Annotated in this window: 10 protein-coding genes; 9 read left to right on the plus strand and 1 reads right to left on the minus strand. The window is 28.0% G+C overall.

Annotation, left to right across the window (positions count from 1 at the left end; all coding sequences use genetic code 11):
- Nucleotides 1-194: 194 nt before the first annotated feature.
- The gene (locus LQE93_RS15755; RefSeq protein ID WP_055268063.1) at nt 195-851 is read left to right on the plus strand and encodes a hypothetical protein; all 657 of its coding nucleotides are present in this window, start codon (nt 195-197) and stop codon (nt 849-851) included.
- A gap of 102 nt (nt 852-953) precedes the next feature.
- Here LQE93_RS15755 and LQE93_RS15760 read toward each other — a convergent pair whose 3' ends face one another.
- On the minus strand, nt 954-1,613 hold the full coding sequence (locus LQE93_RS15760; protein ID WP_231074433.1) for an HAD family hydrolase: 660 nt from the start codon (nt 1,611-1,613) through the stop codon (nt 954-956).
- 233 nt (nt 1,614-1,846) lie between these two features.
- Here LQE93_RS15760 and LQE93_RS15765 point away from each other — a divergent pair, with 233 nt between their 5' ends.
- From LQE93_RS15765 to cas5, 8 genes are all read left to right on the plus strand, one after another.
- Nucleotides 1,847-2,161 (plus strand): hypothetical protein, encoded by a 315-nt coding sequence (locus LQE93_RS15765; RefSeq protein ID WP_055268067.1) that lies wholly within the window; start codon nt 1,847-1,849, stop codon nt 2,159-2,161.
- Nucleotides 2,162-2,512: 351 nt separating this feature from the next.
- The gene (locus LQE93_RS15770) at nt 2,513-3,058 is read left to right on the plus strand and encodes a DUF2815 family protein (protein ID WP_231074435.1); all 546 of its coding nucleotides are present in this window, start codon (nt 2,513-2,515) and stop codon (nt 3,056-3,058) included.
- 14 nt (nt 3,059-3,072) lie between these two features.
- Nucleotides 3,073-5,034: a DNA polymerase gene (locus LQE93_RS15775; RefSeq protein ID WP_231074436.1), complete on the plus strand. Its 1,962-nt coding sequence runs from the start codon at nt 3,073-3,075 to the stop codon at nt 5,032-5,034.
- A gap of 18 nt (nt 5,035-5,052) precedes the next feature.
- Nucleotides 5,053-7,428 (plus strand): virulence-associated E family protein, encoded by a 2,376-nt coding sequence (locus tag LQE93_RS15780; protein ID WP_231074437.1) that lies wholly within the window; start codon nt 5,053-5,055, stop codon nt 7,426-7,428.
- A gap of 798 nt (nt 7,429-8,226) precedes the next feature.
- Nucleotides 8,227-8,970 (plus strand): CRISPR-associated endoribonuclease Cas6, encoded by a 744-nt coding sequence (gene cas6 / locus LQE93_RS15785; RefSeq protein ID WP_231074438.1) that lies wholly within the window; start codon nt 8,227-8,229, stop codon nt 8,968-8,970.
- Between the two features lie 14 nt (nt 8,971-8,984).
- Complete coding sequence (gene cas8a1 / locus LQE93_RS15790) at nt 8,985-10,349, plus strand: type I CRISPR-associated protein Cas8a1/Csx8 (protein ID WP_231074440.1); 1,365 nt, start codon at nt 8,985-8,987, stop codon at nt 10,347-10,349.
- A 16-nt stretch (nt 10,350-10,365) separates the two neighbouring features.
- Nucleotides 10,366-11,262 (plus strand): type I-B CRISPR-associated protein Cas7/Cst2/DevR, encoded by an 897-nt coding sequence (gene cas7i, locus LQE93_RS15795; RefSeq protein ID WP_231074441.1) that lies wholly within the window; start codon nt 10,366-10,368, stop codon nt 11,260-11,262.
- Nucleotides 11,263-11,288: 26 nt separating this feature from the next.
- Nucleotides 11,289-12,368: a CRISPR-associated protein Cas5 gene (cas5, locus tag LQE93_RS15800; RefSeq protein ID WP_231074442.1), complete on the plus strand. Its 1,080-nt coding sequence runs from the start codon at nt 11,289-11,291 to the stop codon at nt 12,366-12,368.
- Nucleotides 12,369-12,399: the final 31 nt, after the last annotated feature.

The raw sequence follows: 12,399 nt of genomic DNA on the forward strand, positions 1-12,399 counted from the left end.
ACCTCCTATTTGTCGTGTCAAAAAACTTGTTCATTTAGAAATAATTTCATATAAATATATGAATAAAAAATAAAAAGACCGTCTACTGAAATGATTTTAAAAATCATTTCAGAGACAGCCCCTTTTGACTTTAAATTAATTTAGAGTAGAATTATATATAGGGACAAAATTAAAATTAAAAGGGGACTTATATTATGAAAAAGATTATTATTTCTTTATTAGTTTCTACAATGTTTTTAACTGCCTGTTCTTTAAAAGATTCTGATGGTAAATCAGGACAAAATAATAAGGGAGATAAAGAAATTACTGAAAGTAGTAATGACACTAACGAGGAAAAAGACGTTACAAAAAATACAGAAGATAATAAAGATAATAATACAACTGGGAATTACGATAATGATTCTGATAATAATAGTTCAATTGAGTCTTCAAATAATACTTCTGGAGAAAGTCAATCACCTTCAGATGATAGTATAAATAAAGAGAATATTAGCGAGAAAGTTAAAGATTATATTATTAATGGACAAGGCGATAAGCCAGAAGCTGAAAAATATAAATGGAGTACAAGATTTTTAAATGAAGTTAATATAGCAACTTTGTATGATGATTATATAGCAGCAGGTGGAAATTCAAGTGATATAGAAGAGTTTGCTAAATATATTACACTAAACGCACCTATATTAAGCAACTGGGAAGCGCTATTTAAAGAAGATTTAAAAGATACCTATGGAGAAGATGTTGTTAAATTAGAACATTTAGAAGGAGATTTATATCAAGTTTATGTAAATAAGGATGGTTCAGAAGTTCCATTTGTTGTAGTTTCAGCAAGAACAGGTTATTTCCACGGATAAAGCATACTTATTATAATAAAGAAAGATATCTCATAGATTGTAAAAACATTTATGAGATATCTTTTATTAATATGTATATTATTCAACTATTAAGTAAGATAATTATAAGCTTAGAAGTAATGAGTGAAGCTCCTTAACATCTTTAACTATATAATTTGCACCACTATTAGATAGTTCATCATATGAGCCATATCCATGTAAAACTCCGATAGATTCAATGTTTAAAGCTTTTGCACCAATAACATCATGCTCTCTATCACCAATCATGATTATTTCTGAAACTTCAGTTATACCTTGTTGCTCTAAGGCATAGCTAATTACATCAGCTTTTTTTGTTCTAGTATTATCAAGATTACTTCCAGCAATAAAATCAAAATACTTTTTAAGATTAAAATGCTCAAGAATCTTTTCAGCAAAAACTGTTGGTTTAGAAGTAGCTATTATTAAAGTCTTATTTTTTTCTTTTAACGAGATAAGCATATCTTCAAAGTTTTCATAAACTGTATTTTCATAAAGTCCTTTAGTTGAAAAATACTCTCTATAGTAAGTGATAGCATTTAATGCATCTTCTTCAGTAAAGTTATAAAAATTCATAAATGAATCCTTTAATGGAGGTCCTATAAATTTGCAAAGTTCATTTAAGTCTTCTACTTCAATATCGAATTTATTTAATGCGTATTGAACTGATTTTGTTATTCCTATCATTGGATCTGTAACAGTTCCATCTAAGTCAAATAAAATATATTTTTTTATGATAATCATCCCCCTAAAAAAATTGATGGTTAATAATTTAGTATAAGTTTACCACAGGTAGATAGAGTTTTTAAGGAGACATTTATTTGCTTTGGTAAAAATTTCTTTATATAAACTTATTTTTATGTATAATTAAATCTGAAGGTATTTTGGGAGATAGTATTATTGAGAATTTATGTACGAAGAAAAAAGTACATGATTAATGAGAATTATAAATATAGGGGAACAGTGGAGGCGATTTTATGATTTGTCCAGAATGCAATTCAAAATTTAAGTTAAGAAATAGAATAAAATCAATGGTAAGAAAATACGGGAAAATAGAGTGTAGCAAGTGTAAAAGCATATTTAGGGAAGAAAGAAATTTAGGAACCGTAAACACTTCAATATCTATGGGATTGATAGTGCTTTTATGCAATAGCATAAATTTATTGATAGGTGGATTATTAAAGAATAAATTTGTAGCTATTTCAATAGCTATATTTGCAGCATTAATAGTAGTTCCACCTGTTATGTTTTTAGCACAAAGTTGGACTAACTATAAAAAGATTGAGGAGTAGTACAGGATTTATATAAATGTAAATTTTAAAGTGTTTAATGCAAATGAGTTAATAAATAAATATATGAAATAAGAGTATGGGTTAAAAGAATTGCTAAATAATTAATTATAGAGGAAAGCACTATCATTTTTATGATATGTGCTTTTTCTTTTTGCTAGAGATTATTATTTTTTAATAAATAAATACTTAAAATTTATAAGAAAAATATTTTTACAAATAAATTAAAAAAATAATAAAAAATCTGTAAAATAGAATAATTCTATCATATGTAATTAGTGAGGGCATTTTTAAATAGTGAATGCCATTTAAATAAATAGATTTAAATTAATTAATAAAAGGGGAGAGTGTAATATGAAAAATAAAAAATGGGTTAATAAGGTAATAACAGGGGAGGTTAGATTCTCGTATGTAAATATTTTTGAACCTAGGTCTATTAATGGTGAAAATGAGAAGTATAGTTTATCTCTTATAATTCCAAAGTCTGATGAAAAGACAATACTTGAAATTGAAGAAGCTATTTTTGCATCGGAAGAAAATGGAAGAAAAAGGTTTGGACTTATAGAATCTAAAAAGTTAAGAACACCTTTAAGAGATGGTGATGTGGAAAAGCCAGATAATCCTGTGTATAAAAATAGCTTTTTTATAAATGCAAAAAGCACTATAAAACCACAGATTGTTGATATTAATATAGATGAAATTAAAGATAAAGCTGAAGTCTATAGTGGATGTTATGGAAGAGTTAGCTTATCTTTTTATCCATATCAATTTAATAATAATGCAGGTGTAGCTTGTAGTTTAGGTAATGTCCAAAAGTTATCTGATGGTGAGCGATTAGATTTAAGTACTACTGCAAAAGATGATTTTAAAGCCTATGATGTAGATGGATTTTTTAGTTAGGGGGAAGAGGTAGTATGAGAATTTTATCTATAGATATAGAAACCTATTCTGATGTTGATTTAATAAAAAGTGGTGTATATCCTTACACCGCTTCTTCAAATTTTGAGATTCTTTTATTTGCGTATGCCTTTGATGATGAAGAGGTAAAGATAATAGATTTAGCTAATGATGAAAAGATACCTACGAATATATTAGGGGCTATTGAAGATGAAAATATAATCAAAACTGCCTTTAATGCAAACTTTGAAAGAGTATGTTTAGGTAGATTTCTTAATAAGAGTTTATCATCTAAGTCTTGGAGGTGTACAGCGGTACATGCACTTTCTTTAGGTTTACCATCATCTTTAGAAGCAGTAGCAGAAATGCTAAATTTAGAGCAACAAAAGATGAAGGAGGGGAAAGCGCTTATAAAATATTTTTCAGTTCCTTGTACTATTAGAAATGATAAAAGTCAGTATAGCCTTGAAGGGCAGATAGGTAAATTAATGAGAAATTATCCTAAGGATTCTTTAGAAAAGTGGGAGCTTTTTAAGAAATACTGTATTAAGGATGTAGAAGTTGAGAGAGCTATAAGAAAGAAGCTTGAAAGATTTCCTGTTATAGAAAATGAACATAAGCTTTATGTTTTAGACCAAGAGATTAATGATAGAGGTATTTATATAGATATGGAGCTTGTTACTAAAGCTATAAGCTGTGATGAGCTTTATAAAAATAAGTGCTTGAATGAAGCTAAGAATATTACTGGACTTAGTAATCCTAATTCAGTTACTCAGCTTAAAAAGTGGTTATATGAAAAGGGAATTGAAATAAAGTCATTATCAAAAGGTAATATAAAAAAGATATTAGAAGATTGCGATGATGATGTAAGAGAATTATTAGAACTTAGACTAAAATTATCAAAGACTTCTGTTAGAAAATATGAAGCTATACAAAGAGCTATATCTAAAGATTTTAGAGTTAGAGGATTGTTTAAGTTTTATGGTGCAAACAGAACTGGAAGATGGGCAGGGAAGCTTGTTCAGGTTCATAATCTTCCTCAAAATCATTTAGAAGATATGGATTCAGCTCGTAATTTAGTAAAAGAAGGAGACTTTACAAAACTAGAAGATAAATTTAATAGTATACCACAATTATTATCAGAGCTAATCAGAAGTGCATTTATCCCAAAGAAGGGTGATAGATTTATTATTGCTGACTTCTCTGCTATAGAAGCGAGAATACTTGCATATATTGCAGGTGAAAAGTGGAGAATTGATGTATTTAAATCACATGGAAAGATATATGAAGCTAGTGCTAGTAAGCTTTTCAAAGTACCTATAGAGATGATAACTAAAGAGTCGAATCTTAGAGTAAAAGGTAAAGTTGCAGAATTAGCTCTTGGATACGGGGGAGGAGTAGGAGCACTTAAAGCTATGGGAGCTCTTGAGATGGGAATTGAAGAAGATGAACTTCAAGACCTAGTAAATAAATGGAGATTGTCAAACTCTAATATAGGTAGACTGTGGTGGGCCATACATAAAGCTGTTATAAATGCTTTAAAGACTAGAGAAGTCAATATAGTTGGGTATATAAAAATATATTATCAAGGGGACATAATGTTTATTACATTGCCTAGCGGTAGAAAATTATCATATGTTAAACCAAGGATAGAAAAGAATAAATATGGTGGAGATTCAATTACATACGAAGGGGTTAGTGTAGCTAAAAAGTGGGAAAGAATCGAAACATATGGACCAAAGCTTGTAGAAAATATAGTACAAGCAATAGCAAGAGATATACTTGGTGAAGCTATGATTAGATTAAGGGATAAAGGTTATGACATAGTAATGCATGTCCATGATGAAATAATAATAGAGGCAAAAGAAGGACAAGGTTCCTTAAAAGAAGTTATAAAAATAATGACAGAAACTCCTATCTGGGCAAGAGGACTACCACTTGATGCAGAAGGTTTTGAAAGTAAATATTACAAAAAGTAAAGAGAGGATTGATTATTTATGATTATAGCTATTGGTAATTCAAGAAGAGATAAAGCTTTTAAGATTGTAGATGTAACTTGGGAGCAGTTTTTGAATAAAGTGTCTAAGACAATAAGAACTGTTGAGACTGTAGATGAATATGGCAAAATGAATAAAGCTAAAAAAGATGATATAAAAGACGTTGGAGGCTTTGTAGGAGGGAAGCTTAAAGATGGTAGACGTAGCAAAGATTCTGTTGAGTTTAGGTCTATGTTAACCCTTGATTTAGATTATGCAGAAAATGATTTATGGGAGCAAGTAACAAAAAGATTTAAATTTGCTTGTTGTATTTATTCAACTCATAAGCATAAAAGAGACAAGCATAGATTACGACTTATAATACCTTTAAGTAGAAACGTAAATGCTGATGAATATACAGCAATAGGGAGACTTATAGCTTCAGATATTGGAATAGAGCAATTTGATGATTCAACATACGAACCAGCAAGACTTATGTATTGGCCATCAACCTCCAGTAATGGTGAGTTTATATTTGAAAAGCAGGATGGAGAGTTTTTAAATCCAGATTCTATACTTTCAAGATATGAAGATTATAGAGATAGCAGTAAATGGCCCATATCATCAAGACAAAATAAAGTAATCAAAAATAACATTTCACACCAAATGCGAGCTTTAGCCAAACAATCAAATCCATTAGAAAAAGAAGGCTTGATAGGTGCTTTCTGTAGGGCATATACTATGGAAGAAGCCATCGATAAATTTTTAAACCACATCTATAAACCAAGTCTAATAAAAGGCAGATATGACTATGTTGAAGCAGACTCAACATCAGGCTTAGTCATTTATGAAGATAAATTTGCCTATTCACATCATGCTACAGATAAGGCTGCAAATGTTCTTTGCAACGCCTTTGATCTAGTAAGAATCCACAAGTTTTCAGAGTTAGATGTAAATAGTGATGAAGATACAAGAACTTCAAGATTACCTTCATTTAAAGCAATGCGTAAATTTTGTACTAAAGATGAATTAGTACAAAAACAAATTACTAATGAAAAGATGAAAGATATAGGACAAGAGTTTGGAGAGCTTGAAGATAATGATAATAAACTAGAAATTGATTTAACAGGTGAGATAAAAGATACGTTAAATAATATAGTTAAAATATTAAGAAATGATAAAAACTTACATGGAATAGCTTATAACAAACATAAAGATATGTTGGATGTAAAAGGTAAATTACCTTGGATTAGATTAAAGGAGGGGTGGAACGATTCAGATTTAGCTTCATTAAAAATATATTTAGAAAAAAAATATAATATATGGTCTCCAGCAAAATTAAAAGATGCTTTATTAGCTGTAGCAACAGAAAGAGCATTTCATCCTGTAATAGATTATTTAGAAAATTTAGAAGAGTGGGATGGAAAAGAAAGATTAGAAACACTATTAATAAAATATTTAGGGGCAGAGGACAATGCCTATACGAGGGAGGTTACTAGAAAAACATTAGTTGCAGCTATTGCTAGAGTGTACGAACCAGGAGTTAAATTTGATTCTGTACTTATTTTAAATGGTAAACAAGGAATGGGAAAAAGCACATTATTCTCAAAGCTTGGTGGTAAGTGGTTTTCTGATAATTTAACTTTAGAAGATATGAAAGATAAAACAGCTGCCGAGAAATTACAAGGTTTTTGGATTATGGAGCTTGGAGAACTAGCTGGTATGAGAAAAGCTGAAGTTGAAAATGTAAAATCATTTATAACAAGAACAGATGATAAATATAGAGCAAGTTATGGAGTAAATGTAGAAAGCCATCCAAGACAATGCATTATTGTAGGTACTACAAATAATAAAGGAGGTTTTTTACGAGATGTTACCGGTAATCGTAGATTTTGGCCAGTTACAGTGGATCCAGATAAAGCGTTAAGTTCACCTTGGGACTTAGAAGATGTAGATAAAATATGGGCTGAAGCTTTATATGTTTATAAACAAGGAGAGGAACTATATCTAAAAGGAGAGGTGTTAGAAATAGCATCTAAAGAACAAAGTGAAGCTATGGAAAGTGACGATAGAGAGGGGCTTGTGAGAGAGTATTTAAATAAGCTACTTCCTAATAACTGGAGTAGTATGAACTTATATGAAAGAAGGAAATTTCTTAATGGAGATGACTTGGCAGGAGGACAAGTTGGAACGGAAAAACGAAAAGCTGTTTGTTCTATGGAAATATGGTGCGAATGCTTTGGAAAAGATGCGTCCAGTCTTAAAAAATCAGATTCATATGAGATAACAGCAATAATGTCTAAGATAGAAGGTTGGGAACTTTATTCAGGGAATAAAACCAATACTATGAGATTTCCTATATATAATAAACAAAGAGCATTTGTAAGAGTGGAATGAGCATAGGAATGAGGTAGGAATGAGTTTAAAAATAAAAAAATATAAATATAAGAAAGTTAATAAGCCAAAGAAAAATTGGAATGAGCGGAATGAGAATTACGGTTATTCCAGTTATCATTCCTATGTAAACAAATGATATTACTAGTTTATAGCTTTTTGGAATGAGTGGAATGAGAATTATATATGAATTAAAAAATATATGATACTAGTAAATATGAGTACACGTACATACACTTATGAGTTTTAAAGTAGCTTATTCAATAACTCATTCCACTTATTTAAATTTAAGTTAGAAACGTATAAATATTAATATCGGAATAGCAATTTATAAATTTAAATATAGTAAATAGAACGTCTTTTAAAAATATAATAATCTTACTTGCTAATTTACTAAAAATTGATAAAATAATATGAGTAAGAGTAGCATCATATTGAAATATAAAATAAATAAATACTATTATTTTTAAAATGAAGAAATTAGTAGGACCATATTGGAATAGAAATAACTATAAAACTGCCTATTTTATTCTGTATAGAGGGTGTTAAAAACACCATATACAAAAGAAATAAATAGGCAGTTTTTTACTTATTATAATTGACACCATAAATAAATACAATTATAATAAAAGTAATAAATAACCAAATAAGTAAAAAAATGATTGATCATTAAAAAGAGAGGTTATTTATGATTGTAGTTATAGATGTTAAGAGTAGAAAAATATTATTGTTTAAGTTTATGCTTCTTAATAGAAATAAATCGAATATTATAGGGGTTAAAAATATTTGAGGAGGGATGTTATGAGATTTTGTTTAACTTTAGAACTTAAAAGAAATGAATTTCCAACTGAATATACGAGTAGTATCTTAAGCTATATTAAGAATGCTTTATCAAAGTGTAATGAAGGAAAATATTACGATAATTTTTTTGGTAATAATACTCAAAAAGATTATTGTTTTTCGGTAATTTTACCTAAAGCAAAGTTTGATAAAAATATAATAAATTTAGAAGGAAATCAAATAAGGATACTTTTTTCTACTGGAGATAGTAAAAAAACAGGGCTTATATTATTTAATGCTTTCATAGCACAGAAAGGTAAGGTGTATCCATTACCAAATAATAATTCAATGATTTTAAGAAGTATAACAAATCAAAAGCAAGAATTAATAGTAAATGATAGAGCAATTTTTAAAACAACACTAGGTAGTGGAATTTGTGTTAGAGACCACAATAAGGAAATGAATAAAGATAAATACTATGTATTTGATGATAAAGATTTTAGAGATAAGTTAATGATAGTAGTAAAGAATCAGGTCATAAAAAGAGGGTTTACTGAGGATGAGGCTAATTCTATAGTAATAAATCCAATACAATGTAAAAAGGTTGTCGTAAAGCATTACAAGAGATATATAGATATAAGTACAGGAGTATTTGAAATTAGAGGTAATAATGAAATATTACAATATTTTTATGATGAAGGAATAGGGAGTAGGAGCTCATCAGGATTTGGAATGCTAGAGTTAATAACACAAGATTTAATGTAAGAAAGGAGGTAAATATGAAAAGTAGTATTCAACATAATAAACATAATACAAAGTTAGAATCATCAGATTGGAGATTTTCAGCAGCTATATTAGGATTATATAAATATTTAAGCCATTTTAATTTGGATTATGAAATAGGAGATGACTATATTCTTTATAACAGCGAAGATGTTAATGAAGAAAGATTCTTAAAATTTATAGAATATCACTATGGGGAAGAATTTCATCACAAGATTATAGAAAATATATTAACTAATGATGAAATAAGTGATGAACAGGTAAAAGTAGTAAATGATAAATTATCTGCGAATATAGTAATGAAAAAAGTGTTCACAAAAATTAAATTTGATAAAACTAATAAAGAAGAAATACGTAGTATTATTAATAAAAACAGGGATGAAATTATAAGAGAAACATTTAGAAGCAAAAAGAATATGTATGCTAATTATGCAAATACAAACCAACTTTTTAATGCTGAACAGGAGTACTGTAGATTATTAGGATATTGTATAGACGTTGGTAAGAAAGGTAAATCAACAGGATATAACTTTAATATAAGCACATTCGTTGGAAATGACATAATTGAGTTTGATTTTATTCCTATAGCATTTCAAGGAAGTAGGGAAGTATTTTTTATCAATGATAATTATACAATTAAAAGATTAATTAGCACAAATGAAATGTTTCGTAAAAAAGTACTTGATGAAATAGGTAGCAATAATGGAAGAGTAGATTCAAGACAAGCACTTTTTAAAGGTATTACAGAAACTGCAGAGTTTATTGAAAGAGATGTAGAAATAATATTTAAAGACATGAATAATGGATACTTTGAAACACTTTACTTAAGAAAAGATTGTATAGATGTATTTAAAAATTTACTTAATAATAATGTAGATTATAAATCTTTTTGTTTTTCTTATAAGGTAACAGATAAATATTATAGAAATATTCAAAAAGAAGTTACAGACTGTATTATCAATAAAATATTTCTTGATGATTTAATTGAATTATTCTTAAAGAATAATAACGGATACTTAGTATCTCAGTTTATAAAAATAAATGTTTTAATGAGAGGTGATAATAGTATGAACGATACTTTAAAGGGAGCTTTTGCATGTGCAAAACAAGTATCAGAAAAATTAGAGAAAAATAAAATTGAAAGTTATAGACAAAAATTAACTAGTTCAATAATATTCAAAGATTATGATAGAGTATGTCAGATATTACTTCAATTATCAAATTACTCAGGGATAGAATTTAAGTTTGTATATCCATTATTTGATGATTTTGAAAATAATAAAGAGCTTGCTTATACATTTATAAATGCTTTATCAAAGAATTCAAATAATAAATTACAAAACAGTAATGAAAATAATTAATATTAGGGGTGTTGAGATGAGAAAAAGAGCATTAACTTTAACAGTAGTAGCAAATATGACTTCAAATTATTCAGAGGGTTTAGGGAATATTGCTAGCGTACAGAAGGTTTTTAAAAATAGAAAAGTATATACGGTAAGAAGCAGGGAAAGTTTAAAAAATGCAATTATGGTTGAGAGTGGAATGTATGATGATCTTAAAACAGAAGTTGATGGTGCAACTCAAAAGTTAGTAAATAATGAATTAAATGCATCAAACTGTAGAGCTTTAGAAGGTGGATATATGAGTACTAAAGGTACAACAACTATTAGAAAAAGTTCATTTTATTTAACAGATGCAATATCATGTGAAAGTTTTGTAAATGAAACAAGATTCCATAACAATTTATATTTAGCTAATAATTATGCTGATGCTAATAATATAAATTTACAAGAAAAAGCTGGAGATGCAGGTTTAATGCCTTATCAGTATGAATATGATAAATCTTTAAAGATATATAGTATAACTATTGATTTAGATATGATAGGTACAGATGAAAACTTTAAAGGGGAAAAGAATTATAAAGAAGCTGACAATAGCGAGAAGGCTGCAAGAGTAAATTCTATTTTAGATGCAGTAGAAAATTTAAGCTTAACTGTAAAGGGAAATTTAGATAATGCTGAACCTATATTTATTGTAGGAGGATTATCTGAAAGAAAGACACATTACTTTGAAAATGTAGTAAAGGTAGAAGAAGATAAACTAGTGTTATCTAAGGATTTAAAAGGAAAGATAAGTAAAGGATATCATGTTGGTTTATTAGAAGGAAAAACATTATTAAATGAAAATGAGATAAAGAGAGAATTAGAGCCAGTATCTATAATGGAATTCTTTGATATAGTTAGAAAAGAAGTAAATACTTATTTTAACGTATAGTGTCGTTGAGAAAAGGTAGGTAAAATATGAAAGCATTAAGAATAGTACTTACTCAAAGTAGTGCTAATTACAAAAAGGAAGAAACATTAGATAATAAGATGACTTATCCGCTTCCACCAATATCAACTATTATAGGAGCAATTCATAATGCTTGTGATTACAAAGAATATCATCCAATGGATATAAGTATTCAAGGAAGATTTGAATCTATGCATAGGGAGCCATATACAGATTATTGTTTCTTAAATTCTGTTATGGATGATAGAGGTATATTAGTAAAGATGAAAAATGAAAGCCTTTTATCTAATGCTTTTGATAAGGTTGCAAGTGCAAAAAAGTCACAGGGTAATAGCTTTAGAAAAGGAATTACTATACAGGTTTATAATGAAGAATTATTAAATGAATATAGATACTTAAGAGATTTAAAAGATAAGATAGAGAATTATAAAAAAGGTGAGTTCAAAGAAATTTTAGATGATATTAAAAAGAGTAAGCTAGAATTAGCAGCTAAAAAGAAAAAGTTAGATAAAAAATCTAATGAGTTTGCAATAATATCTCAAGAAGAAAAGGATATTAAGGCTAAAGAAAAGGAAATTAAAGAAAAGCAAAAACTATATGAAATAGAAGAATATATTAAACCTATATCTAAATTTAGGTCATTAACAACATCATTAAAATTCTATGAGATTTTAAATAATATAGAACTTGTTATTCATATAAGATGTGATGAAAAGACATTAAGTGAAATTGAGGATAATATATATAACTTAAAATCTATAGGTAGAAGCGAAGATTTTGTCGATGTTAAAGAGGCTAAAATAGTAGACTTAAGAGAAACTGATAGTGAAGTTAAAAGTGAGTATTCTGCTTATTTAAATTATGAAGATATAAGAGATGAAAGTATATTTTTTAATAGAGTTGAAAGTGGGATAGACATTAGCGGGACAAAATATTATTTAAATAAGAACTATCAAATAGTAGATGGAAAGAGAGTATTTGAGAAGAAAAAAGTATTGTACGCATCACAGTATTGTATAGACCAAGATAGCAAAAATGTTTTTATAGATAAGGATAATGAAAAAGAGTATATAGTTAACTTTATATAGTAATGAGCAGTAGGAAAACACCTACTGCTTT

The sequence above is a fragment of the Clostridium sp. NSJ-145 genome (assembly GCF_021044725.1).
In the GTDB taxonomy this organism is placed as follows: Bacteria; Bacillota; Clostridia; order Clostridiales; family Clostridiaceae; genus Clostridium; species Clostridium disporicum_B.